We start from the raw sequence: 24,860 nt of genomic DNA, 5'->3' as shown, positions 1-24,860 counted from the left end.
TGACACCAAGGCCGACCACGTTGAAGTCGAAAAAAGAGGGGATCGGCGAAGTGGTTCAGAACCGCCCTCGATCCCCCGCGTCCTCAGAGACGCAAGTGGAGGCCGGACCGGTCGAGGTAGTTGATGAACAGATAGTTGATCCCAAAGTAGAGGCCGAAGCCCGCCGCAACGTACCAGGACGGTGCGTCCTGGGGCATGTACGGTTTCATCGCCCCGGCCACGAGCGGGTGGAGGATGTACGCCGCCAGCGCGTTGCGGCCGAAAACGCTGAACATCCTGACTTGAAACCCGCCCTTGTCGCAAGCCACGACGAAGAGTGCGTACAACGCCAGAGAAAAACCCGACGCGAACGTGAGGTAGGAGAGACTCCCGGACCGCTGACTCATGGTCCAGAGCGTCACCGACCGGTTCGGCGCCACGAACGGCGGGGCCGCGAGCGCCCCATCGAAACAGGAGACGCCGTAACCGATCACCATCAACACCACGCCCCAACCGACGAGCCGGGTAACCCTTCCTTCTCGACCATTGGCCATGGTGTCATAGGCGAGCGACCCCACGAGCAGCGGGATCGTCCAGGTCAAGAAACCAAGCGGGCCACCGTCGATCCCCGGCCGGTTCCAGACCCAGTTGAAATAGAACCAGGACGACAGCCAGACGTGGAGGCCCGCCGACAGCACCAGGAAGCCGACCCGTGCCGCGCGGCCGGCGGCGATCACCGGCAGGCACCAGAGGGACGCCAGGGCGATGTGCACGAGCGTCTGGAACAGGTTGCGCTGAAACGCCGACGTGACGATCCCACGCGTGCCCAAAGCCCGCAACTCGGCCCAGGATTGAGTCCGGCCGTCCAGGTGATAGATCACGAACCCGAGCAGGATCAGTCCCAGGCCACGCCGCAGAACGGCCGCCATCGCCGCTCCCGCACCCGACGTCTCGAGCCGCCGCAGGAAGGTCAGCCGGTAGGCAAACCCGACCGCGAAGAAGAACTGTGGCATGATCGTATCGGCATAGCTACAATACGTATTATGGTGTCTAAATAGGGCGGGAAGCGCATCGAAGCCTCCCAGAAAGTTCACGAAGAGCATCCCGACGACGGTATAGCCCCGGAACTGGTCGAGCGAAACGATCCGACTTCCCGAGGGCCTCAAGGCCGGGGCCGGTCGTATGGCGGTCGCTTCCATTTGAGTTTGCTCGCTCCTCGATATCGTCGCCTGAATTTACAAGTCGGGATGCCTTGATGCGTGTTCCGCGTGTGGGCAGCCCCGAAGGGACGCCGAACCGGTGCGGACGCGTGGCGTCTCCTCAGAGCCGCACGTGAATCGATCGCCTCTCGAGAAAGTCGACGAACAGGTACGTGATCCCGAGAAAGAGGACCAGGCCCGTGAGGCACCAACCGAGCGGAGAGTCCTTGGGGACGATGGCATGGATCGTCGTCTCGACCGCGTGATGGATCAGGTACGCCACGAGCGCATTCTGCCCGAGCGTATTGAACAGGCGAACCCGCAACGAGCCCACGTCTGAGCCGAGAATGAACAGCGCGTACACCGCCAGAGCGAATCCGGTCGAGAAGACCGTGAACGTCATGCTCGGCATTCGCTTCCCCATCATCCAGTAATTGTGCTGGCGCGTCGAGGCCGGCGGTGGTGCCACGAACGGAGGCTCCGCCAGCAGGCTCGAGAGCGACCGGCCCTTGATCCGCGCCAGTGGCGGCCGGACGGGCGAGTCGGCCAGTTCGGCACGCTTGGCGGGCGGCTGGGTCGCGTCGACGTCGTAGAGGGTCGTCAGGCAGGAGAAGGCATAGCCGATCCCCATCAAGACCGCGCCCCAAGCCAGGAACGTGCGTGCGGAGCGAACCGGGGGACTTGCCGCCATCACGTCATAGGCGAGGGTGCCGGCCAGCATCGGGATCGCCCAGCCCAGCAGGCCGAACGCGCCACCGTCCCAGGCCCGGCTCCGGGCGGCCCCCCAGTAGTCACTCACCAGGTTCGGCAGGCCGTGCACAAAGTTCCAGTTAAAAAGGTCCGCCAGCACAACGTTCGCGACAACCAGGCCAAGCGTGGCCAGCAGGCGCACCCGGGGACCGGCCGTGATCACCGGCAGAATCAGGATCTGCGTCATGCCGATGATCGCCAGCACTTCCCAGAGGTTCGCCTTGAGGAGCTTCGCGATAAACTCGTGCACGCCCCCGGATGTCATCTGGGACCAGGACTTGAACCCGTCGCCGAAGCCGAACATCATCACCGAGACCAACACCAATGCCAGGCCACGGACAATCGCGTGACGCCAGGTGGCCGCCTGGCCAATGCGCGCGAGCCGGCGGAGCATGGAGAGCCGGTAGGAGAACCCGCAAGCGAACATGAAGCTCGGCATGATCGAGTCGGCATAACTGAAGTACGTATTGTTGTGCTTGAACAGGGAGTGGATCGCCTCCATCCCGCCGAGGAAGTTGACCACGAACATCCCGGCCACCGTGTAGCCGCGGAACTGGTCCATGGAGTGGATCCGCCCGGAATTTGCCTCGGTACTCATGGGATCCTCGACGGGGCCTTGGAATCGGAGGGTCAGGGGCCGGAAAAATGGCCGTCGGAATGGAATGGTGAGCCGATGAAGCCGCAATGATCGATCGACTGCGCAGGACGGTCCTTACATCGGCAATGGCGACCTCTTGCCGGTCGTGCGTAAAGCTTCGCCGAACCCGTTTTCCCCTTCTGCGGCGCGATCGGCCAAGGCGTCATTGTTGGTCCAACGATTCCCGCGACAGGAAGAACCGCGGGACTGGGGGCCCCTTGATGGTTCCTGAAGAAATCATATTTTCACAGCAAATTCACAGAGACGATGGGACCCCGGACCGCCAGCGAGAGCGGTCCAGGGCCGATCGGTAGAGTCAAAATCAGGGGTGGGGAACCCCGAGCGGATCCGGTCAACGCGGACTCACTCAGTACGCGTCCGAGCTGATCACCTCGCCCCCGTTGCGCGTCGACAGCGCCTGGTAGACGCCGGCCGACGGCAACGCTCCCCCCACCCCGGTGTAGAGTTGGTCTCGGCCGTTGTACTGAACCTGGAATGGGTTCCACGAATTGATCGTGTTCTTGATGAACCGCACCGAGCCGTCACAGAGCAGGAAGTTACAGCCGCCGGAGTGGAAACTATTGAACGTCATCGTATAGTTCCCACCCACGGAAAACTTACTCGGCACGGCCTGCGAAGCCGCCCAGGTCTTGAAGAAGTTGGGCGGGTAGAGCGTGGACGCTGAGGTGTCACCACCAAGGCCAGAGTGCCACCAGTTGGGCCCGTACTTATCATCGCCCGAGTTGGCGACCTCGCCGTACGCATGATCCCCGGCCAGGAGCGTGTTACTCGTCCCGTCCGTAAACGAGGCCAGCCTGGCAGGCGAGATATTCGTCCCCTCCGGATGGCCGACGTGATAGACCGCCCCGGTATTGTTGTTGATGAGGGGGTAGTTCGTATCGCCCTTGGGATGGTAGTAGAGCGGACCGAGATTGGTCGCGTAACTACTGAACGTCATGGGCAACGGGGCGTTGTCGTCCCAGCCTTCATCTTTCCCCGGATACCGAAGGCCGACGACATTGCCGTCGCTGGGACACCAGAGGAGGCTGAGGGCAAATCCACCGACAGTCGAGTTCTGGGCAACTTGAATGCAGATGCTTGAATTCAAGGCATTGAAGGCGGCACCCTGCTCCATGAATTGGCTGAGCGCCACCCACGGACCGAATTGCTGGCGGATTAATTTTGATGGAGTCAAGGCACTCCGACTGAAGAAATCGCCCATCGGAAGGGTTTCGTTGACGCTCACGTAACTATGGAACGCGAGCCCAAGCTGCTTCAGGTTGTTGGTGCACTGAGCACGTCGAGCGGCCTCTCGGGCCGCCTGCACGGCCGGCAGCAACAAGGCGATCAAGACCGCGATGATGGCAATGACGACGAGAAGTTCGATGAGCGTGAAACCACGGCGATGACGACGAACGTGGACGTGGGGGGAAACCAACATGAAACGTATCTCCTGGAATGACGAAGGAGAAACTCCTGACCGGTCGATTGATAAAAAACGGCTCCTGGTACCTTCAAGTTTCCAGTCACGATCGAAAGCAGCCAGGTCGAGATGAAACCGAAACCCTTAACTGAACTCAGGAAAGGCTGACTCGCCAACCCACTCAATCGGCTTTCTTCGCTTCTCAGCCCTCCTTCTTCAGTGCTTTCTTCTCGCGAGGGCTCATGTCCTTATAGGGGGTCGGTTTCTCCTTGGGGACCGGCGGCGCCACCGCGGGTTGCTCGAATTTCTGGCGAAACTCGGCCGTGCCGCCTTCCTCCGCGTTGCCGCAGCCGATAAAAATCCCCCCAACCACGAGGAGACACAAACCGAGCTTCACCCCTTGCCAGCAAGCTGGCCCATTCCGGCTGCTCATTCTTGCTTGACTCCTGACCATCACCTCAATCGAACCACCTATGAGCGTCCAGTTCGGGCGATCCCAAATTCAAACCGAGCCGTCACGCAGTCTGCGACGACCCAAAACCATGAGTCCAGCGCGAACAGCGATCAGGCTCGGCTTGCCCGGTGTGTTCCACCGAGACCCGATGCGACTGACTTACGATGAATACGAGACGGTGATGCGAGAGAGTACCACGAGCTTCGTGGCAGGTTTTGTACCTGGTCAGAAACCCCCGTACGGTCCGTCCCCCCCTCGGGAACGTTGGCACGATTGAATCTGACTGGCATTCCAACAGATCTTCCAACTTATTTCAACAGGCGCCGGCTGGGAAATCTCTGATCTGAGCCGATCGCCTCGATTCCATATCTTTATTCCCGTGAGACGCGCCTCCAGACTCAGGCGAGTTCATCACGGAATGTTCTCGCGAGCTTATCGTGAGTTCCGGATGAAACCCAAACCCAGGCGGCTCCGGTTCCACTCCCCCCCCCCCTGGGGCCGCGGGCGTCCCACCCGCTCTTGAATACAATCAATGCAATTGCGGGCGGGACGCCCGCGGTCCCAGGGGAAGACATTCAAGAACGAACGGAGGAGGCCGCTTGCTCGATCGAATAATTCATATCGCCACTTATAATTGCATTAACTCGATCTCGCACGAGAATTTAATGATGCCACCAGAAGACTCGCGATCCGGGAATCCGTTTGCGGAATGAGAAGAGGCTTCACGCCTGCGGCCCGAGCGGACCGCAGGCGTGAAGCCTAGATTGAAAGGTCGCTCTTATTTACGTTCAACTGCTTGCGCTTCGATAGGATCGAAGCGCATACAGGAAGAACCGGCGGCTCGCCCAGACGCAGGCGACTGTGGCAAGCATGGTGAATACGACCATGCGGGGGTCGAGGGCTCGGACCATCGCCGCGGCCGGAACGTTGACGACCAGGAGGATCGGCAGGACGAACGTGAAGAAGGCCGCCATCGGCTCGGCCCAGGAGCCCAGGAAGATCTCCTTGGGGTAACGGGCCAGGCTCGAGAAGAGCCACCACATCTCCATCAGGCTCTGGTTGCGGACCAGCCAGACCGTCAGCGAGGTCAGGGCGAGCATGAAGCTATAAGCGATCGCCGTCCCGCAGATGAACGTGATCAGGAAAACGACCACCCGGATCAGGTCGAACTGCCAACCCATCGCGTAGAGCGCGGCCGCCATCACGGCCCCGCCCATCAGGACGTTCGGCATGCTCCCCCAGTCGACCTTGCGGCACGAGACCAGGAACTGCTCGTCGATCGGCCTGAGCAAGAGGAAGTCGAGGTCTCCGGTGCGGACCAACTCGGCAAAGTCGTTGCAATTCTCCAGGAAGAGGGCCTCGATCAGCCCGCTGATCGCGAAGAAACAGCCGATAAAGAAAAAGTACTCATCCTCGGGCCAGCCCGCGACCATCGACGTTTTCGCGAAGACCGTGCGGTAGAACGCAACCAGGATCCCCAGCCAGATCACCTCGACGGAGATCTTGACCAGGAAGTTCCCGCGGAACGCCAGCTCGCGACTCAACGTGTAGCGCGCGAGGTTCCCTAACAAGCGGACATATCGAACCGGCAATGCACCCAAAGTGGTCAACCTCCGTAGGCGCTATAGCGGCGGAGCCCAAAGCGGTAGAGCACCTTCGCCATCACCAGGAAAAAGAGCACCCAGAACAGTTCGGCCACCAGGTAATAGACCAGGGCCATCCCTTTGACCTTGCCCAGGAACACCACGGCCGGGAAATAGGCCATGTACTGGAACGGCAACGCCTTGAGGATGGTCGACCAGGGCTCGGGGAGCAGGTCGAGCGGAAGCATGTGCCCCGAGATGAAGAAGTTCAAGGTCATCACGATATAGAGCAGCGACGTGACCTCGAGGAACCAGAAGCCAACAGTCCCGACGCTCGCCTCGAAGAAGAACCCGACGAGGAAGCCCATCACCAGCGATAAGAAGAAGGCCGCCATCGTCAAGGCGTCGGGGAACCCGTCGAAGTAGTTCCGGCAGAGGTAGAAGAGCAGGGCATAGGGCAAGAACGAGGTGACGATATAGGCCACCTTGTGCGCGATCCGGTAGCAGAGGAGGTAGCCGATCATGTCCACCGGCTGGAGCATGTAGCGTTTGAGCGTCCCCTCGCGGATGTCGCGCGCGATCCCTCCCGCGAGGCCCGGCATGCTCGAGAACATCCGGCTGATGTTGGTCAGGAGCAGGTAGGCGATCATCTCCCGGTAGCTGAACCCAGCCAGCTTCGATTCCCCCGCGCCGTCGTAGATCGCCCGCCAGAGCAAGATCGTGGTGATCATCGGCAGGAACCGGAGGATCGTGCCGAACAGGAAGTCGCCCCGGTAGGTCATTCGCTCGACCAGCGAGGCGCGAAAGATCTTGTAGTACTTGCGGAAGGTCGCCCAAGGGCCCGCGGATGGGCTGTGGGGGGGCGTCGGCTCCCGATCATCGATCAGTGGGGCGAGCAAGGTCGTCGTCAGAGTGTCAGGCGGCGTCATGAGTTTTGCGCCCCTCCTCGAAGACGCGAGCGATGACTTGTTCGAGCGGCGGGTCCTGAACGCTGACGTCGGCCACCGCGTACCGGTCAAGGATCGCTCCCAGGACCTCGGCCACCTTCGATCGCTCGACCTTCAGGTCGGCCGAAGCGCCGTCACTGCGGGTCACTTCGCCAAAGCGTTCGAGTCCGTCGGGGACGACCCCTTCGACGAAGTCGAGGCGAACGAGCTTCGCCGACCCAAATTTTTCGGTGATCCCCGAGAGCGGTCCGTCGTAAACCAAGGTGCCGTGGGTGATGACCAGGACCCGCGAGCAGAGCGCTTCGACGTCGCGCATGTAGTGGCTCGTCAGGAGCATCGTCATGCCGCGGCGGGTGTGATAGTCGCGCAGGCACTTCTGAATCGCAACCTGAGCCACGACGTCCAGGCCGATTGTCGGCTCGTCGAGGAGCAACAATTGCGGCTGGTGCAAGAGGGCCGCGATCAGCTCCATCTTCATCCGCTCGCCCAGCGAGAGCTCGCGGACCGCCTGGCGGGTCAGTTTCTCGACCCCGAGCAGCTCGGTCAGCTCGTCGAGGGTTTTCTTGAACTCAGCGGCGGGAATCGAATAGATCTCGCGGTGGAGCTGGAAGCTGTCCGAGGCGGGGAGATCCCACCAGAGCTGGTTCTTCTGCCCCATGACGAGCGCGAACTGGCGACGAAAGGCGTCCTGCCGCTGCCAGGGGGTGAACCCGAGCACCTGCGCGGTGCCGCTCGTCGGATAGATCAGCCCCGAGAGCATCTTGAGCGTCGTCGTTTTGCCGGCACCATTGGGGCCGAGAAAGGCGACCATCTCTCCCGGCTCGATCGAGAACCCGACCTGGTCGACCGCCTTAACTTCCTTGTACTCGCGACGATAGAGCCCACGCATCGCGCCCAGCACGCCGTCCTTTTTCTGAAAGACGCGGTAGGTCTTCGACAGACCCTCCGCCTCAATAATTGGCATCAGGATCGCTCGCACAGCCGTTGAATGTGTTTTTTGACCCTCCCATTGTAGGGACGAGGGCCAGGAATCAAAGGGGAACCGAAGTTTGCCCCGATTAAGGATGATCCCGGCCGTTCGGTTTTTCCACGCGAGCCCATTCACAAAAGGGCGAGCGCATTCCCGAGAGGCGTGCGAAAAGCAGGGTCGGCTAGACCGTGGTGAGGATGTCCTTCACGACGTGACCGTGGACGTCCGTCAAACGGCGTTCGATGCCGTTGTGATAATAACTGAGGCGTTCGTGATCGAGGCCGAGGAGATGGAGGATGGTCGCGTGGAGGTCATAAATCGTCGTGACCCCTTCGACGGCTTTGTGGCCGAGGTCGTCGGTCGCCCCGTAGCTGAACCCCGGTTTCACCCCCGCGCCGGTGAGCCAGGCGGTGAAGCCGTTCGGGTTGTGATCGCGGCCGCTCGCCCCTTTTTGGAAGGTCGGCATCCGGCCGAACTCGGTCGTCCAGACGACGAGCGTGTCTTCGAGCAACCCGCGCTGCTTCAAATCACGGATCAGCGCGGCGGCGGGGCGGTCGAGGATCGGCGCGTGGATATCATACTGCTCTTTGAGCTTCCGATGGCCGTCCCAATTGCCGATTCCCTCACCCATCGCGTAGGAACCGTTGAAGAGTTGAACAAACCGCACCCCGCGCTCGAGCAGGCGGCGGGCGAGGATGCAGTTTTTGGCGAAGCCGCTCCGCACCGGGTCGGAATCATCCGCGCCGTAGTCGCGCAGGGTGGCGGCCGATTCCCTTGAAAGGTCACCGACCTCGGGGACGGAGAGCTGCATCTTGGCGGCCAGCTCGTAGCTGGCGATCCGCGCGGAGAGCTCGAAGTCGCCCGGGTACTCGGCGAGATGCCGTTCGTTCAGCCGCTTCAGAAGATCACGTGCGGCGACATTGCTCACGGGCGAACGGTTTCGGGGCGCCTCGAGGTTGTAGATCGGCTTCTGGGCGTTGAAGGGGGTGCCTTGAAAGACCGCAGGGAGGAAGCCATTAGCCCAGTTGTTCACCCCCGCCTGCGGCACCCCGCGCGGGTCCGGGATCGCCACGAACGCAGGGAGGTCGTCGGCCTCCGAGCCGAGCGCGTACGAGACCCATGACCCCATGCTCGGAAAACCGTCGAGCGTAAACCCGGTGCTCATCTGGTTTTCGGCCGGGCCGTGGGTGTTGCTCTTGGCGGTCATCGAGTGGATGAAGCAGAGGTCGTCGGCGAGCGCGCCCAGGTGCGGGAACAGCTCAGAGATCATCTTGCCGCTCTGCCCGCGCGGTTTGAATGCATATTGGGGCCGGACGAGGTTACCATTCTCCCCTTGGAAGGTGAGAAAACCCTCCTTCGCCCCTGGCATCGGCCGGCCGTCCATCTTGATCAAGGCAGGCTTATAGTCCCACGACTCGAGCTGGCTGCACGCGCCCGAGCAAAAGATCACCAGGACCCGCTTGGCCTTGCCCGAAAAGTGCGGCGCCCGCGCAGCCTGCGGGTTCTCAGGGCGGATCACCGGCCGGATCGGCGTGCGCTCGTTCTCCGCGGCCAGCAAGCCCTGATTCGCCAGCAGGCTCGCCAGCGCGATCCCGCCCAGCCCCGTACCGGCGTGTTCGAGAAATTGCCGGCGGTTCAGCAACCCGCGGCCTGCGTTGGACAAGGAAGAATCAGGCATCGGAGAGACTCCACCATCATGATGTTTAAGATGGCTACGCGCCGGAAACCGCTTGAAAATTAGCGGGATTCGGTCAAGTCATGGCACAAACAAGAATTCATTCGTATTGAGCAAGACCCGGCAAAACGTCGCGAGATCCTGGTCTTGAGCCAGCAAAGTGCAAAGTCGCGTCTCCTCGCCGTCCGGTTCGCGACCGAGCGCGAGTCGATAGGCAAGTTGGATTTGCCTCGTCAAGTCGTCCCCCGCCTCGCGTTTGAGCCGGTCGGCGAGTTGCCCGGCCTGCTGGGCGACGAACTGGCTGTTGAATAGGTTGAGCGCCTGCAACGGGGTCGTGGACCGCGGGCGACTCGGCTGGTTCTGGCCGGCGTCGGGGCAGTCGAAGGCGCCGAAGGTCGAGTCTTGCGCCATGCGGACCTTGGTCTGATAGATCATCCGCCGCCAGTCCGCCGGGCCGTACTCGGTCTTGGGGTTGTAGACCCGGACGTAGTTCGTGTTCGGCGCAAAGGCGCTGTAACCGGGGCCCCCCATGCGAAGGTCGAGCGTGCCGGCGACCGCGAGGATGGAGTCGCGAATCGCCTCGGCTTCCAACCGGCGGGGCGGAAAACGCCAGAGCAAGCGCGTGCCCGAGTCCACCGCGATCGCATCGGCACGGGGCCGGCTCGACTGGCGGAAGGTGGCCGAGGTCACGATCAGGCGGTGCATCGCCTTGAGGCTCCAGCCCCGCGCCACGAACTCGCTCGCCAGCCAGTCGAGCAGGGGCCCATTCACCGGGCGAGCCCCGTTGCGACCGAAATCGCTCGGCGTGTTGACCAGCCCTTCGCCGAAGTGATAGTGCCAGAGCCGGTTCACCATCACCCGGGCCGTGAGCGGATTCTCGGGGTCGGCAATCCAGTTCGCCAGGCTCGAGCGACGGACCTGATCGGGCGCATCGGCGGCCAGCTCGAGCTTCGGCGGCAGTTGCGCGAGCGCGCCCGGGTCCACCGGCTCGCGGCGCTGCATCGGGTCGCCCCGGCTCAGGCGGAACGTCTCATCAGGCTGGGCAAAGATGCCGGCATAAACCAACGACGCTCGGGTCAACTCGGCGACCCGCTGCTCGAGCGTCTGCTTCTCCTCGCGAAGTGCGTGGAGCGTCTTGACCTCGGCCTCATCGAGCCCCGCGGTCGATTCGACGGCAGAGAACGGGGCGCCGGCCACATAGGGGCGCCGATCCTGAGACGTGGCGACGACCGTCCAGTCGCCCGACGCGTCGGCCACCTCGATCCGGTACCTCGTCGCCAGCCGGTCGGCATAGGCCTCTTCGCGATCGCGGGCCCAGACCACGCGGTCGATCGTGTTGGTTTCCGGAAACTCAATTTCCACCCAGCCCCGCCCGTTCTGGTCGGAGATCCAGCTCCGCCCATTGCCATAGCGACCGTCGTTCAGGTGCTCGAGCCGGTGGATGGGGGACCCAGGGTACGTGCCCGAAGCCTTCGTCCTGGCCCCCGCACTGGCCAACGCCACGTTGCGTGAATGAGGACCAAACGTGAAGACTTCCAACTCATCGAGACATGGCTCAATATTGCTCGAGGCAAGGATCGTGAACCTCAACCGCTTCGCCGCGACCGGCCGGAACCGGTCCACCGTCAGCCGCGGACTCACCGCGGAGCGTAACGGCAACCGACCCGCAACCGGCTTCATCGCGTTGAGCGAAGGCCCGGCCTCGATCGTATAGGCCGTTGCGAGGCGGTCGGTATAGGTTCCCTCACGGTCGCGACTCCAGACGATTTTGGCGATCGTCACCTCGTCGGGCAGTTCCACCAACACCCAGCCCCGACCTCTTTCGTCGGAGATCCAGCTCCGGCTATTCCCATACTTGCCATCGTTGACATGTTCGAGCCGGTGAATGCTTGACCCGGGAATCGTGCCCGACGCCGAGACCTTCGCCCCCGTTTTGGCCAGCGCGACGTTCGTTTCGTCCGTCGTGAAAATCTCGAGCTCGTCGAGGCAGGGCTCAATCAGGCCGAACGATGGGTGCAGGTTGGCGTCCTGAACCGTGAACCGGACGAACCTGGCGCGGGTCGGCGGGAACGTCTCCTGGTTGAACCGGGGATCGGTCGGCTTCGACTCGACGATCGAAGGATCGGCCAGAGGCTCATACCGGGCGAGTTCGGTTTCGAGGGCGGCGATCCGCGGCTTCAACGCTTGCGCCGCGAGCCGCCGCTCCGTATCGTCCGCCGCGCGGAGCGGGCGTTCGCCGTGCCGCACGCCGGCGAAAATCGCGGTCATCGCGTAGTAGTCGCGTTGCGAGATCGGATCGAACTTGTGGTCGTGGCAGCGGGCGCAGTGGATCGTCAGGCCGAGGAACGTCGACCCTGCGTTGAGCACCATGTCATTGAGTTGATCCTGGCGCGCGAGCCGGATCGACTCGATGTCGCGGCCGGTCTGACCGGGGAGGAGTGCGGCCTTGGCGACGATGAAGCCGGTGGCGGCATCTTCGCCGGTCGCATCACCAACGAGTTGATCCTTGATGAACTCGGGGTACGGCTTGTCGGCGTTCAAGGCGCGAATGACATAGTCGCGATAGGGCCAGGCATTGGCGCGCGGTGTGTTCACCTCGAACCCGTCGGTCTCGCCGAACGCCATGATGTCGAGCCAGTGTCGCGCCCAGCGTTCCCCGTAGCGCGGGGAGTCGAGCAGCCGATCCACGAGGGCTTCGTAGGCCCCAGGGCGGTCGTCGGCGACAAACGCGGCGACTTCCTCGGGCGTGGGCGGCAGCCCATGGAGCACGAAATAGAGCCGACGCACCAAGGTCCGCCTGTCAGCCTCGGGGGCCATGATCAGCCGGTTCTCGGCGAGCTTGGCCGCGATGAAGGCGTCGATCGGCTGGCGGCTCGGCGTCGGTTCCGCCCCCGCGATCGCCGGCACCGCCGGCCGTTTGACCGGCTGAAACGCCCAGTGCGTTTTCAAGGCGTCTTCGCTCGGGGCGCTCGCGGAGTCGGGCCAGATCGCTCCCCGGTCGATCCAGGCCCGGAGCAAGCCGACCTGTTCCGCGGTCAGCGGAGCGCCCTGCGGCGGCATCTTGATGTCGGGATCGACGCCTGCCACGAACTGAATCAAAGGGCTGCCGGCGCTCTCCCCCGGCACGATCGCGGGAGTATCGCTATCCCCCCCTTTGAGTGCGGCAGCCTTGACGTCGAGCCGAAAGCCCCCCTTCTGCTTCTCGGGCCCGTGACACTTGAGGCAGGCCCGCTGAAAGATCGGCTGGATGTCGCGGACGAAGTCGACCGGCCCCGTGGCGGCGGGCGGCAGTTCGGCCACGGTGACAGCCACAGTGAGGAGGATCCCAGCAAGCATTGTGGTTCAGCCTCGACAGCCGGGAGGAAGGTCGATTCCACAACGGAATCAATCCGCGATGGACTCGTGGGCGGAGATCGCACTTATTCAAATGTCGCCATCGGGAGCGGTCGTCTTCAGGATACGCTCCCGCACGAACAGCCTCAACCCTTCACCCGGCCGACTTCATCAGGTGGGCTCGAGCCGAAGACGGTGGGCCGTGCCCACCCTACAAGAGCATTCAAATCAAGACTTTTTCTCTTGTCAGGGTATGCACGGCCCACCATGGAATCGGCCCGGAGCGCACGGGAGACCGCGAAATGCCAAATCCAGCGGCGAAACTCTGGCCCTCTCGCGACTTCGAACCGGGCTCCCCCCTCAGTAAGAGTTAAAAATCGGACTCCGACCGGTGGCCATCTGCTTGGCCATGTAATAGGCGTGATAGTGCATGGCACACTTGATGATATAGAAGAGCACAAGACCGGGGTCGGGCCTGGCCTTGACCAGGTTCCAGATCCGCTTGCGGTACTCACGGCGCAGCGACACTTCGGGGATGCCGCGCATGATTCGGATGTAGAGGCCGATCGACTGCACAGTCCAGATCGCGTTCGTCTTGAAGCCGGCCCAGGGATGCTTCCGCCAGTACCGGGCCCGCCCCTGGCCCATCTTGATCTTGGCGTCAATGTACAGGGCGTCGAGCCGGCCAAAGTAGGCCTCGGCCGTGTACAGGTCGTTCATGACGCTGACGTAGCCGTCACGAAGCGCTTCACGACTGATCTTCAAGGGGATGACGTTGGTGCCATACTCCGGTTCGTCGGCCGGGTCGAGCCGACCTTCGGCCGCCAGGCGCGCGTGCAACGGGGTCTTCGGAATCGCGTAGAGCATCCCGATCATCGTGCTGGTGATCCGCGCGTCCCTGATAAACTCGCGCTGGGCGTCGAAGATCGTGGCGTCATCGTTGTCGAAGCCGAGGATCATCCCACACCAAACCTCGATGCCGGCATCCTGAACGCGGTGGACCTTCTCCAGAAGGGTCCCCCCCGTGCGGACGTTCTGGAACTTCTTGGTCTCGCGGAGCGACTCTTCCCGGGGGCTCTCGATCCCGACAAAGACGGCCAGGATGTTGGCCTCGACCATGATTTCCATCAGCTCGGGGTCGTCGGCCAGGTCGATCGAGGCCTCGGTGAAGAACGTGAGCGGATAGCCGTGCTTGACTTGCCAGGCCACCACATCCTTCAAAACTTCCTTGATTGCCTTTTTATTGCCGATCAAGTTGTCGTCAACAATAAAAACAATATCGACCCCTTGCGCATGAACCGCATCGAGCTCGGCGAGAATCTGGGCACTCGTCTTGATACGAGGCCGGCGGCCGAACGTCACGATGATGTCGCAGAACTCGCACTGGAACGGGCAACCGCGTGAGAACTGGAGGCTCCCGAACATGTAGTGCCGCATCTTGAGCAGGTCGAAGCGTGGCGTCGGCACCGTCGCCATGTCCGTCTTCTCAAGCTGCTCGTAACGAACCTGGTGCAACCCCTGCTTCCATTCCTTGAGAAACTGGGGCCAGGTCTCCTCAGCCTCGCCGATGAAGATCACGTCGGCCAGGTCGCCGAAGTAGTCTTCCTGAACCGTGACCAGTGGCCCGCCGACCACCGTAAACACCCCGCGACGTTTGAGTTCGGTCAGGATCTCCTTCATCCGGAACCGCTGCACGCTCATCCCGGTCACGCCGACGATATCGGCCTTGGCCAACCGCTCATAGTTGATCGCTTCCACGTTCTCGTCAACCAGCGTGACGGTGTGCTCGCCAGGCGTCAGCGCGGCCAACAAGGGGAGGCAGGCCACCGGCAAATTGGCCCGCTTGCCCATAAACGGCAAGGCATGTTCCATGCCCCAGTACGACACCTCAAAACGCGGATTGATGAACACAATATCGGCCATGGAGGGTAAGCTCCTCGTTCGCCTCATGCTCAGCCTGTTGCACGTGCTCCCGCCCACGCGCAACTTGCATCTTATCCGGACCACCTAGAAAGCCAAACCTCTCCCGGCTTGTTTTCTTGCTGAAATCTCGGTGGTTTACAGAGGCCGAGGAAACCTGGGAAGACATGGAGGGCAGCAGTCGTCATTCGACCCATCCCAAGATTTGGCAATCGAGGAATAGAAGGGCCGATCTTCAGTCCCCGGTCCAGCTCGGCTTGCGTTTCTGGAGGAAGGCCGCGATCCCTTCCTGGGCGTCATGCTGGAGGGCATTCTCGGTCATCACGTCGACCGCGCGAGCGTAGGCGGCCGACTCGTCGAGGTCGCGGAGTTCGTAAAACGCCCGCTTGCCGAGCCCGATCGTCAGCGGGCTCATCGCCAGGAGGGTGCCGGTCAGTTCGCGGACCGCGGCGTCGAGCTCCCCCGCCGGGACGACCTGATTCACCAGCCCGAGGGCCAGGGCCCGCTCCGCCGAGATCGGGGCGCCGGTCAGAAGCATCTCCATCGCCGCCTTGTCGGGGATGGCGCGGACGAGCGGGACCATCGGCGTGGTGCAGAAGAGGCCGATCTTGACCCCCGGGGTCGCGAACCGGGCCTCCGTCGAGGCCACCGCCAGGTCGCAGGCCGCGACGAGTTGGCAGCCGGCGGCGGTCGCCATCCCTTGCACCCGGGCGATCACGGGTTGAGGGAGTCGACGGAGTTGGAGCATCACCCGCGAGCAGGCCGCGAACAGGTCGCGATACTCCGGTTCGGACCGGCTCGTCATCTCCCCGAGGTCGTGCCCCGCGCAGAAGACGGGGCCGCGTGCGCCGAGGATCACGACCCGCGCGGCGGGGTCGGCCTCGATTGCCGCAAGCGTTTCCTCGAGCCGCCCGAGCAGCGTTCGCGAGAGCGCATTCCGCGTCTCGGGGCGATTCAAGACCAGCGAGACAACGCCCTCTTCGATCCGGACTTCCAGCTCCTCGGGCTGTCTTTCCGTCGCGGCGTCCATCTCGCCTCCATCATGTTTTTTGGATATCGACCTAACAACCTATCTCGAACCAGACGACATGAACCAGGGACAAGGGAATTCTGGGTGCCACGGTTTTCGTGACACCCCGCAAAAGGTCGTCAGTCAGGGAAACAGCTCGGTTCGATTCACTGATCGATCAGCGTCGCAGCGCCTTGTAGCGAATGCGGTGGGGCTGATCGGCGTCGGTCCCCAGTCGCTCGTGGCGCTGGGCTTCGTAGGCCTGATAGTTACCGTCGCACCAGACGACCTTGCTATCCCCTTCGAAGGCGAGGATGTGGGTCGCGATCCGGTCGAGGAACCAGCGATCGTGGCTGATCACCACCGCGCAGCCACCGAAGTCGAGGATCGCCTCTTCCAGGGCCCGGAGCATGTCGATATCGAGGTCGTTGGTCGGTTCGTCGAGCAGGAGCAGGTTCCCTCCGCTCTTGAGCAGCTTGGCCAGGTGGACCCGGTTCCGTTCGCCACCCGAGAGGTTGGCGATCTTCTTCTCCTGGTCGGGCCCTTTGAAGTTGAACTGGGCCACGTAGGCGCGTGAGGGGATCTTGCGCTTGCCGAGCGTGACCACATCGAGCCCGCCGCTGATCTCCTGGAAGATCGAGTTTTCCGGATTCAGGGCGTCGCGGTTCTGGTCGACGTACGAGGTGACGACCGTGTCGCCGACCCGCAGCGCCCCGTCGTCGGGGGTCTCCTGGCCAACGATCATCCGGAAGAGCGTCGTCTTGCCCGCGCCGTTGGGCCCGATCACGCCGATGATGCCGCCAGGGGGCAAGCGGAAGCTCATCTCCTCGAACAGGAGCCGGTCGCCGAACGCCTTCTTGACGTTGTCCGCCTCCACGACGAGATCGCCGAGGTGGGGGCCGGGCGGGATCTGCAAGACGATCGCCTCGTCCCGCCGATCGACATCCTCGCTGGCCATTTGCTCGTAGCGCTGGAGCCGAGCCCGGTTCTTGGCGACCCGGGCGCGAGGGGCCAACCGGACCCACTCGAGCTCGCGAGCGAGCGTCTTGCGGCGGTTGCTCTCCTGCTTTTCTTCCAGGGCGAGCCGCGCCTGTTTCTGTTCGAGCCAGGAGGTGTAGTTCCCCTCCCACGGGATCCCTTGGCCGCGGTCGAGTTCGAGGATCCAGCCGGCCACGTTATCGAGGAAGTAGCGGTCGTGGGTGACCGCGATGACCGTCCCCGTATAGTCATGGAGGTGGCGTTCGAGCCAGGCGACGCTTTCGGCGTCGAGGTGGTTCGTCGGCTCGTCGAGCAGTAGCATGTCGGGGCGTTGCAGGAGGATCTTGCAGAGCGCCACCCGGCGTCGTTCGCCACCGGAGAGGGTCGAGACGTCGGCCTCGCCCGGGGGCAAGCGCATCGCGTCCATGGCGATCTCGACCCGGCGGTCGAGGTCCCACCCTTCGGTCGTCTCGATCTGATCCTGGACCTTGCCTTGCTCTTCGAGCAGCTTGTCCATCTCGTCAGCGTCGATCGGCTCACCAAGCCGGGCATTGATCGCGTCGAACCGGTTCAGCAGCCCGCGAATGTGGGCCACCGCCTGCTCGACATTGCCGCGGACGTCGAGCGAGGGGTCGAGCACCGGCTCTTGGGGCAGGTATCCGATCGTGATCCCAGGCGCAGGCCGCACGGTGCCGAGGAAGTCTTTATCGACCCCGGCCATGATCTTGAGCAGCGTACTCTTACCGGCCCCGTTCCCGCCGAGCACCCCGATCTTGGCGCCGGGGTAGAACGACAGCCAGATCCCCTTGAGGATGTCTCTCTTCGCGTGGGCCTTGGACAGATTTTCGATCGTAAAGAGATACTGTGGGGGCATTTCGCGTCAAGATCCCGATGCGCCACTGACGCCGCCTGCCTCCGCGGCGGGCGAACGCTCGCTGTTTTCCATCACCCAGTAGACCCGATGACCCCACCCGCTGAATAGCCCGTTCCGCCCGCCCCTCAAGCGTGCGCGGCAGGATCAACAAGCCGCGGTCTCCTCCACCTTCCGGCCGTCGAGTTCCCCGTGGCCATTGCGGAAGGTCACGAATCAGCTGTCCGCAAAAAAAATCGACCTCAACCGGGAGTCACGCTTGAAGTCCGAGGAGCGATCTGGTAAGTTCAGTCCCCTCACTGGGGCGGCGTAGCTCAGTTGGTTAGAGCAGCGGAATCATAATCCGCGTGTCGGGGGTTCGAGTCCCTCCGCCGCTATTCACGACAGTCCCCGTCAGATCCCGCCTCGAAGCGTCAATCCCCGTCAGCCCTAATAGGTTATGGCTCGTCGGTCCCAAACGTTCTGTCTCGGACATTTCGACCTGTCGTATCGTGACGCAACTTGTCACGTCCCCTACGGTGGGCAAATAGTGGGCAAAGCGTTCACTGATGGGTTGAACGTCCGTACCAATCGGTGCAAGTTCCGGCAAAGGCGTGCCTCGCCCCAAGCTGGGTAGCTGATGGGCCACTCGCTCAATCTCCGCGTTGCGATGGCGAGTGTAGCGGCCAGTCAATTTCAGGTCGGAGTGCCGCATCATCTGCTGAACCAGCCGGGGCGATCCTCCGGCCTCGTCAGCCAACGTCGCACACTGGCAACGGAGTGCGTGAAAGTCGAACACCAGCCCGGCTGCATCTCGGTAGGGGACACCGGCGGCGTCCAAGTCCACCTTGAGCATATCGGCCCCTCGACTGGGTAGCAGGAAGATTGGCGAGCCGGCGGGCAGGGCGGCCACCCAGCGGCGAAGGTCGGCGGCGACATCTGCGGGTAAATGGAGCGTGGCAGGATCGCCATTCTTCGTGTAACCCGCCGCGACTGTTACTGTGGCAGAATCGGCCGACCAGTCGAACGACCCGGGCGTGATGCTCGCGATCTCCGAGAAGCGAAGGCCGGTGGAAACTGCCAGGCGATAGCAGAGGGCACGCGCCGGCCCGGACATCTCGCGATAGTTCGCCCCCACCTGGGCAGCCTCGACAACACGCCGCAACTCCTCCAAGCTGATCGTACGTCGGTCGTGTCGACGATCTTCCTTGGCATTGAAGCCAACGACTCCCGCGAGAGAATCCGCCCTGAGTTTCTTATCCTTGATAAGCCATGACGTGAACCCCCGGATCGCGGCCCGGTGATGGTTGCAGGTCGCCAACGATCGGCCACCATCCCTCAGAGTCGCCAAGGCCGCTTGAACGTCCGTGGAAGACAGGTCGCTGATTCGGGCATTGGCCAACAGCTTGCCCGCCAGGGCAGAGGCTCGGGAGCGATCGGCGGCGGAGGCTGTACGGGGCGGGTCGATGTCGGCCAGAGAACCGCCCTTGACCAGAGCGACGACACGCCGGGCGCGGTCAACGAACAGGTCGGCATGCTTGGCCGTGTTCCCCTTGGCGATCAGGTGGGCATGGAACTCGTTCAGCAGGTCGCCGACCGGCAGACGACCAACCTTCACCTGAGTCTTCGTGTCACGCTCGATCACCCCGGATCGGATCTTGGCGGCCTCGGACTCGGCCTCATTGGCCATTTCCTTCGTCGCCCGACGATCCGGGCAACCTTTAACCTCGCGTTTCACACCATCGGCATCGACGAAACGGAAGTACCATACCGCCCCACGCTTCCTGAAAGACGCCATTGCTTCGCCCCCTCGCCTTGGTGTCCCGTTGCCCTGGCATTTTCCGCTCAGTTGGTCCCAACCTGATCGGCCAGCCACCCACGGATCGTTGCGGCCTGCCAGCGTGGTAGCCGGCCGATGTGCAGGTCTGGCCGTGGTAGCTTGCCGGCCGATCGCATCCGCTCGACGGTCCGGCGTCCAACGGCGAGAGTATCGGCGAGATCATCCACCCCGAGCAGGGGTTCGAGGGCGGAAGTCGGGGCGGGGATCGTGTTGGCCAGGTTGGTTCGTCGGCTCATCTTTGCTCTCCGAATCAGATGTCCCGTCAGGCCGCGTCACTGTACGTCGGTCGACTGGATTAGAATCTATCGGATCAGTTAGTTTTCGTCAAGCGTCGAATAAAGATATTCACATTGAACCTAGGTTCCTAGGTTCCTAGGTTTTATGTGGTTTGCCGGCATCATAGAGAGAAGGCCACCCAAGAGAGGCCGAACGTCGGCATCTCCCTGGGCAGCCTCTTGCGCTCCATCTCTGGCTCAACCGGCCAGTTGTTAGTTGGCCAGCACGTTCCCATCATCGCCCTGGCAGCCGGCCGCAGGCCCGACGATCAGCCTCGCGTCTCGGGGGTTGTAATCCTCATCAAGATACGTGACCGAGAACTGGCGACCGTCGATGAGGAGGCTGGCCCTATCGGCCGGGGTGAACCCTTCCAGGCTGGCATCAGTCTGTAAGCGGCCCGCCAACCAGTCTCTCTACCGTGGGCCGGTCCGTGAAGTGCCAAGCCGGCTTCCATGGCTCGCCATTCCTGGGCTTGACTTGAAATTCCACAAATCTAAATGTCTCCCCGTAACTTCGCCACTTGCGATAGTGCTCGATCCAGATCATCGCGTCCGGGGCGATCTGGAAATCCCGGCAGACGATCGCGGCCAGATTTTCAACGTACATCGTGATGCTCGCACCGCGATAGAGGGGCGAATCGCTTGCAATGACGATCGGCGGCCGATCGAGCCCCGCCGTAAAGATTCTGAGGCGGCAGAGAGCCGGCTGAGGAAGAAATCCCGGAAATTCGTACGGCGTGTCGACGATCAAGTCCACGGGAATCTGCCTCACTGCCTTCTCGGGCGGCCCGAGAGTCAACCTTGGGGTTGATCGGCTCTCGGGCCGCATGACGGGAGTCGTTCGCTCAGTACGCCCCTGCCAATTCCCTTGCGTCTTCGACGATCAGGCGAGCGTCACGCACATCGCAGTCTTCGTCCAGGAACGCAAAGGAGAACCAGCGGCCATCCAAGACCAGGCGCGGCGGATCGGACTCCACTCCGGGCATCGTGGGCGCGGCGACATTGGCTAGAGCGTCGATGAGACGGATTACGTCAACCTCTGCGGATCGCAGAATCGACCAGACCGCTCGTTCCATGGTGCCCGGCTCGTAAAGGTTCGCCGAGTAGCCTGCGTAGCTCTGAAGGTCGTCTGGCAAGAGAAAATCCCGATCTTCGCGGGCGGCCTTGAGGTAGGCACGCTCATCCCCCTCGAACGACTCGTAACGTTCGCGGGCGGCCCGAAACTCATCAGTTTCATCGGCATGCCCGAATTGTCCATCGACGAAGCCACGGGCCAAGTCCAGGTGTTTGACGAAGAACCGAGCCTGGTCTAATTCGTCGATCGTCAGGGGCCGACACTCGCCGTTGAAATCGAAAGACGCGGCGGTCAGCTTGGAAGCATTGGTCATCGTTTGAGACTCCTGAGTTTTGAGAACAGCTTCGGGAAGGCAAGGAACACAATGAACGAGGGTGGCTGTCGGCTACCCACCCGGCGAATGCAGCCTGCTGGGTAGCCTCTGAGCGGTTGTCACGTGACCGGGGCGGATTCGATCCAGGCCACGACGCTGGCCCATTTGGCCGCAAGCTCGGCGGCCCGGTCGTAAGCCTGCTGAGGGCTGAATGACTCAGAGCATGATTCGCACGTGCAGGCCCGCAGGTCGTTCAGGTCGAGTGTGATCGCCTCGCCAGCCATGCAGAACGGGCAGGCGACTTTGAGCGATCGGGCGGTTGCGGTTCTCGTGGCCATTGTCGTCAGTCTCCCGGGTCGTGAGTGTTCGGAATCACGGTCCAGGCCGCCCAGGCCCATCGCCGGGCGGCCCATCGGGAGACGATCAGTTGGGGCGAACCAAGCGGTTCTGACGGGCCAGGGCAAACCGCTCGGCGGCGGCCTTCGACGCGTAGATTCGGCCGTTCGGGCCAACGCGGTAGCCGATTTCATAGTGAGGGGTCAGGACTTCGGTAATGGCCCAGGGAGAGGCGGGTGAAGCGAATCGGCCAGTGGTCAACCGGGGCTTGTCAACCGGAGCGGCAGCGAGGATAATGTTCATCGGAGATCCTGTTTGCTCAGGGTTTCCCGTGGGGCCGGAGTGTTACTAGCACTCGCGGCCCCGTTTTCGTCTCAGGTCGGCCGTTCCTTCCCTCGACATTTGAAGTATAGTCTCAGACTAGTCTCATGTCAAACGAGAACTTGGGAAACCTCACATTTCTGTGACTGGCTTGCCACTAGCCCTAGACTAGTCTATGCTTCGGCGAGAAAGCGAGGTGCCATCATGGCCAAGAAACGACCGGAGACGGATAAGGTCACCCCGTCTCAACTGAAGAACGTGCTGGTGTTACGCGGTACGGAAGAGTGGAAGGCTTGGCTGGACGAACTGGCCGAAGCGAACAGCGCCCCCCTGACAACCACAGTCGAACAGGCGCTGAAGCTTCTTGCTGAGAAGCTTCAGGTTCGCAAGCCACCCAAGCGAGTGCCATGATCGGCTGTCGTTGAGGCGGGACGAGATCTGGGATATGGCAAGTGGCGTCGTCATTGGCATCCGTCATCATCGACGGCCTCTTTAGACTGGCCAGACATCGGAAGAGCGGGACATCCAAGTCAACTTAACGGGAATGCCGCCGCCGATCAACATAAAAACCACATATTATTATCTATTGCAGGAATTGCAGGAAGGCGCCTGGGGGCAGGGACAAGCGGCATCGGCCCATGCCGCCCAACTGGCGGGCGACCGAGCCGGGGTTTCGGCCCTTGTCTGAACTGCTGAGCCTGGCACCAACTCGCCTGGCGTTCAAGCTGACAAGGAGGCCCCCGCACAGGGCAGCTCAGTACTTGCCCACAAATTGAATTGCTCATGAAATCGTCGGGATTCTGCATCATCATAAATATTCGGGAGGGTACGGACGAACACCGTCCTATTGGAATTCCGGCAATTGCAGAATTTTCGGGAAAGGCAGGGTCTAGCTATGGCCAGCAAGCGGGAGCGAAAACCGACATGGCGATCGACTAGGAGTCGATTTTTTCACGTTCCATTGAGCACCCAAACGCTGGAGCCTCTTCACGGAATGCTCAATCAGGTCGTCGCCCTTCTGAGCGAACGCAATAGCATGGCCTTGCTCGGCGCGAGAATAAATCAACAATTGCTTGTAAATTTGCTCATCTTGTGGGCGAGGCGGACGATCGACGAAAAGGGAGCCGAGCATTTAGAACAAGAACTTGCCCCCATCATGGCCGAGCTTGAATTGATGGTTGCGGCCAGCATGAAGGCGCGGGGCAAAGAGCCCGATCCAGCATATTTGCCGGAGGGTTTTAGATCGACGGGCCGCGAAGAACAAGGGGACGAGAAGAAAGAAGAGCCTGACGCTGGGCAGGATGACGATCCACTCTTTTACTTCAAGAACCCTCCCTTGGGATGGTAGCGAATAAATGGTCGCCGATTACCACGGATAAGCCATTGGTAGATCAACCGGCCGCCCAAGCCAGGGGAGGCGACTGGTCGAAGCGGCGTGATGGCTGGCCTCCACCTGGGCGGCCTCCTCCCCCCGGCCCGTCTGATCTGATCGGCCCACCTGGCCCACCCCGAGACCGCTCGCCAATCACTGGGGGGCGGTTTTTTCATGCGCGGTCAGAATAATCCCAACCCCTGGACGAATGTTCTGATCGAAGGTCAGATTCGTGGCAGCATGGGGTCATTGGAATAAAGTAGCTTTCAGGAGTTGAGAACGATGTTTTTTCTGCTCGCGCTCTGGGTGATGTTCGCCCTATTCGGTAGCTGGATAGCTTCGGTTAAAGGGAGAAGTTCTTCAGAGGGGCTTGTGATCGGCTTCCTGTTTGGGCCGCTCGGTTGCTTGATTGAAGCCCTATTGCCGACCCAGACGTACACCGCCCCTCCACCGGTCCAAGCGGTGACGATCACTCCCGAGCAAGCCGCACAAGCCGCCCAGGAGGAGGCGAGACGACGCAAGCATCAGCAGGACCGAGACGCGTTGATTGCGGCAAGGCGAGCCAAACTCGACGCCCAGCGCGATGCCGCCCTTGAGGCCGCGATGGAGCGAGCCGATGAAGCCCGCCGACAAGCCTGGGCATGGTTCAGTCGGGTAGTCATCCGGTTCGGTTGGTTCCGTGCCCTGCCCGAGACCGCTCAACCGATCGTGGTAGGCTTGGCGGTTGCCCTCCCAGCGACCTGCGTCATCGTCGTCCTGTTTCGGCCGTTGATGCCAGGGCCAGGGCCAGAGCCAGGGCCAGGGCCAGGGCCAGCGTCAAGCAAGAGGGTAAGTTCGGCCGCCGCTCCCCAAACCGTGCAAGCTGATCCTGACCGGCCGCCGGCTTTTTGAAAGTAAAAATGGGGCAAGCTGCCCAGGGGGCTGGCACGAGCGTGGCTGTCCCGGGCAGAGCGGCCCACGTCATCTGGGTGGCCGCGAGGACTGCGAGGATTGAGGTTTGAGTGGCGGCTGCAGATTCGAACCTTGCTGGCCCTCAAACGTACTACTAACGACCCACGCGGTTGGCATCCGAGACAAGATCGCAGGTTTCGTACTAGAAACGACGACTTGCCAAGGTGAACGGATATTTTGCCGCGATGTCGGTGCGATCCAGGCGATCCCAGGAAGGTATCGCAAACGGCCCTAAAATTGGCGGTTTGGCGTAGATTCGCCGCAATTGCGCCGCTTCAGCGACAAACTCTGGATCGCAGAATTCTAGAATATAGGGGCAAGCGTTTGCGAAGCGGATCGCAATCGCCCCGCCCCTTCGTGCGAATCTCACCTGCCTAGTGCTGGCCGCAGTTACGGCCGTGCAAGTGGGAGGGAAGGAGTATCGGCTTGTGGTAAGGGTCAGCAGGATGGGCGAAGCAGTTGAGGGAATTGGGCAAAAAGGGTCCGGGTGGCACCCCGTGTGCGGGTGTCTTATAAAACGCACAAGCACACTCCCCTTTGTTATGCTTCTGCCCCAAAGACCCCAGTTTTGCCCAATTTTTACACTATTTCCGGATTTGGGGTCTTTCGCGTCTTGGGGGAGTAGACGTAGAATGACGCTTTGCGGGGAAGGGCAATAATGTCCCTAGAC

At 62.0% G+C, this 24,860-nt stretch carries 22 protein-coding genes, 1 tRNA gene and 1 pseudogene; 5 read left to right on the top strand and 19 right to left on the bottom strand.

Annotation, left to right across the window (positions count from 1 at the left end; genetic code table 11):
• Positions 1 to 83: 83 nt before the first annotated feature.
• From BUS42_RS27845 to ettA, 12 genes are all read right to left on the bottom strand, one after another.
• Entirely contained in the window at positions 84 to 1,178 is a 1,095-nt protein-coding gene (locus BUS42_RS27845; protein WP_074312477.1) for a hypothetical protein, read from the bottom strand.
• Positions 1,179 to 1,299: 121 nt separating this feature from the next.
• Positions 1,300 to 2,526: a heparan-alpha-glucosaminide N-acetyltransferase domain-containing protein gene (locus tag BUS42_RS27840; RefSeq protein WP_074315412.1), complete on the bottom strand. Its 1,227-nt coding sequence runs from the start codon at positions 2,524 to 2,526 to the stop codon at positions 1,300 to 1,302.
• Between the two features lie 406 nt (positions 2,527 to 2,932).
• Entirely contained in the window at positions 2,933 to 4,006 is a 1,074-nt protein-coding gene (locus tag BUS42_RS27835) for a DUF1559 family PulG-like putative transporter (RefSeq protein WP_074312475.1), read from the bottom strand.
• Positions 4,007 to 4,190: 184 nt separating this feature from the next.
• Positions 4,191 to 4,421 carry a hypothetical protein gene (locus BUS42_RS27830; protein WP_143206541.1) on the bottom strand — a complete coding sequence of 77 codons (231 nt, stop codon included), beginning with the start codon at positions 4,419 to 4,421 and terminating at the stop codon, positions 4,191 to 4,193.
• 809 nt (positions 4,422 to 5,230) lie between these two features.
• Positions 5,231 to 6,043 (bottom strand): ABC transporter permease, encoded by an 813-nt coding sequence (locus BUS42_RS27825; RefSeq protein ID WP_074312471.1) that lies wholly within the window; start codon positions 6,041 to 6,043, stop codon positions 5,231 to 5,233.
• 5 nt (positions 6,044 to 6,048) lie between these two features.
• On the bottom strand, positions 6,049 to 6,954 hold the full coding sequence (locus BUS42_RS27820; protein ID WP_074312469.1) for an ABC transporter permease: 906 nt from the start codon (positions 6,952 to 6,954) through the stop codon (positions 6,049 to 6,051).
• Positions 6,941 to 7,936: an ABC transporter ATP-binding protein gene (locus BUS42_RS27815; protein ID WP_074312467.1), complete on the bottom strand. Its 996-nt coding sequence runs from the start codon at positions 7,934 to 7,936 to the stop codon at positions 6,941 to 6,943. The genes BUS42_RS27820 and BUS42_RS27815 overlap by 14 nt, the downstream gene beginning before the upstream one ends.
• A gap of 187 nt (positions 7,937 to 8,123) precedes the next feature.
• Positions 8,124 to 9,620 (bottom strand): DUF1501 domain-containing protein, encoded by a 1,497-nt coding sequence (locus BUS42_RS27810; RefSeq protein ID WP_074312465.1) that lies wholly within the window; start codon positions 9,618 to 9,620, stop codon positions 8,124 to 8,126.
• A gap of 78 nt (positions 9,621 to 9,698) precedes the next feature.
• Positions 9,699 to 12,953: a DUF1553 domain-containing protein gene (locus BUS42_RS27805; protein ID WP_074312463.1), complete on the bottom strand. Its 3,255-nt coding sequence runs from the start codon at positions 12,951 to 12,953 to the stop codon at positions 9,699 to 9,701.
• A 357-nt stretch (positions 12,954 to 13,310) separates the two neighbouring features.
• Complete coding sequence (locus BUS42_RS27800; protein WP_074312461.1) at positions 13,311 to 14,873, bottom strand: B12-binding domain-containing radical SAM protein; 1,563 nt, start codon at positions 14,871 to 14,873, stop codon at positions 13,311 to 13,313.
• A 232-nt stretch (positions 14,874 to 15,105) separates the two neighbouring features.
• Positions 15,106 to 15,900: an enoyl-CoA hydratase gene (locus BUS42_RS27795; RefSeq protein ID WP_074312459.1), complete on the bottom strand. Its 795-nt coding sequence runs from the start codon at positions 15,898 to 15,900 to the stop codon at positions 15,106 to 15,108.
• Between the two features lie 157 nt (positions 15,901 to 16,057).
• Positions 16,058 to 17,731, bottom strand: a complete 1,674-nt coding sequence (gene ettA / locus BUS42_RS27790) for an energy-dependent translational throttle protein EttA (RefSeq protein ID WP_074312457.1) — start codon at positions 17,729 to 17,731, stop codon at positions 16,058 to 16,060.
• A gap of 300 nt (positions 17,732 to 18,031) precedes the next feature.
• On the opposite strand from ettA, the gene BUS42_RS27785 reads away from it, so the two are divergent.
• Positions 18,032 to 18,105, top strand: a tRNA-Met gene (locus BUS42_RS27785).
• Between the two features lie 278 nt (positions 18,106 to 18,383).
• Here BUS42_RS27785 and xerC read toward each other — a convergent pair.
• A pseudogene (gene xerC, locus BUS42_RS46715) lies at positions 18,384 to 18,824 on the bottom strand (tyrosine recombinase XerC); the annotation flags it as partial.
• Positions 18,825 to 19,010: 186 nt separating this feature from the next.
• Here xerC and BUS42_RS45460 point away from each other — a divergent pair.
• A complete protein-coding gene (locus tag BUS42_RS45460; RefSeq protein WP_074312455.1) occupies positions 19,011 to 19,571 on the top strand; it encodes a hypothetical protein in 561 nt (186 codons plus the stop codon).
• Here the strand turns inward: BUS42_RS45460 and BUS42_RS27770 are convergent.
• The 6 genes from BUS42_RS27770 to BUS42_RS27745 all read right to left on the bottom strand — a co-directional run bounded on the left by BUS42_RS27770 (position 19,553) and on the right by BUS42_RS27745 (position 21,849).
• Positions 19,553 to 19,783, bottom strand: coding sequence for a helix-turn-helix transcriptional regulator (locus BUS42_RS27770; RefSeq protein WP_074312453.1), 231 nt, complete (start codon positions 19,781 to 19,783; stop codon positions 19,553 to 19,555). The two genes, BUS42_RS45460 and BUS42_RS27770, sit on opposite strands and share 19 nt — an antisense overlap.
• A gap of 252 nt (positions 19,784 to 20,035) precedes the next feature.
• Positions 20,036 to 20,227 carry a hypothetical protein gene (locus BUS42_RS27765; RefSeq protein ID WP_074312451.1) on the bottom strand — a complete coding sequence of 64 codons (192 nt, stop codon included), beginning with the start codon at positions 20,225 to 20,227 and terminating at the stop codon, positions 20,036 to 20,038.
• The gene (locus tag BUS42_RS27760; RefSeq protein WP_143206540.1) at positions 20,205 to 20,579 is read right to left on the bottom strand and encodes a hypothetical protein; all 375 of its coding nucleotides are present in this window, start codon (positions 20,577 to 20,579) and stop codon (positions 20,205 to 20,207) included. The genes BUS42_RS27765 and BUS42_RS27760 overlap by 23 nt, the downstream gene beginning before the upstream one ends.
• A gap of 88 nt (positions 20,580 to 20,667) precedes the next feature.
• Positions 20,668 to 21,210 (bottom strand): hypothetical protein, encoded by a 543-nt coding sequence (locus tag BUS42_RS27755; protein WP_074312447.1) that lies wholly within the window; start codon positions 21,208 to 21,210, stop codon positions 20,668 to 20,670.
• Positions 21,211 to 21,329: 119 nt separating this feature from the next.
• Complete coding sequence (locus BUS42_RS27750) at positions 21,330 to 21,548, bottom strand: hypothetical protein (protein WP_074315410.1); 219 nt, start codon at positions 21,546 to 21,548, stop codon at positions 21,330 to 21,332.
• 85 nt (positions 21,549 to 21,633) lie between these two features.
• Complete coding sequence (locus BUS42_RS27745; protein ID WP_074312445.1) at positions 21,634 to 21,849, bottom strand: hypothetical protein; 216 nt, start codon at positions 21,847 to 21,849, stop codon at positions 21,634 to 21,636.
• A gap of 222 nt (positions 21,850 to 22,071) precedes the next feature.
• On the opposite strand from BUS42_RS27745, the gene BUS42_RS27740 reads away from it, so the two are divergent.
• From BUS42_RS27740 to BUS42_RS27730, 3 genes are all read left to right on the top strand, one after another.
• Positions 22,072 to 22,278, top strand: coding sequence for a hypothetical protein (locus BUS42_RS27740; protein ID WP_074312443.1), 207 nt, complete (start codon positions 22,072 to 22,074; stop codon positions 22,276 to 22,278).
• A gap of 583 nt (positions 22,279 to 22,861) precedes the next feature.
• Complete coding sequence (locus BUS42_RS27735) at positions 22,862 to 23,215, top strand: hypothetical protein (protein ID WP_074312441.1); 354 nt, start codon at positions 22,862 to 22,864, stop codon at positions 23,213 to 23,215.
• A gap of 306 nt (positions 23,216 to 23,521) precedes the next feature.
• Positions 23,522 to 24,130: a hypothetical protein gene (locus tag BUS42_RS27730; RefSeq protein WP_074312439.1), complete on the top strand. Its 609-nt coding sequence runs from the start codon at positions 23,522 to 23,524 to the stop codon at positions 24,128 to 24,130.
• Positions 24,131 to 24,860: the final 730 nt, after the last annotated feature.

The sequence above is a fragment of the Singulisphaera sp. GP187 genome, assembly GCF_900129635.1.
In the GTDB taxonomy this organism is placed as follows: domain Bacteria; phylum Planctomycetota; class Planctomycetia; order Isosphaerales; family Isosphaeraceae; genus Singulisphaera.
Note: the sequence above shows the minus strand (reverse complement) of the source record. Positions and strands in the feature narration are given on the sequence as shown.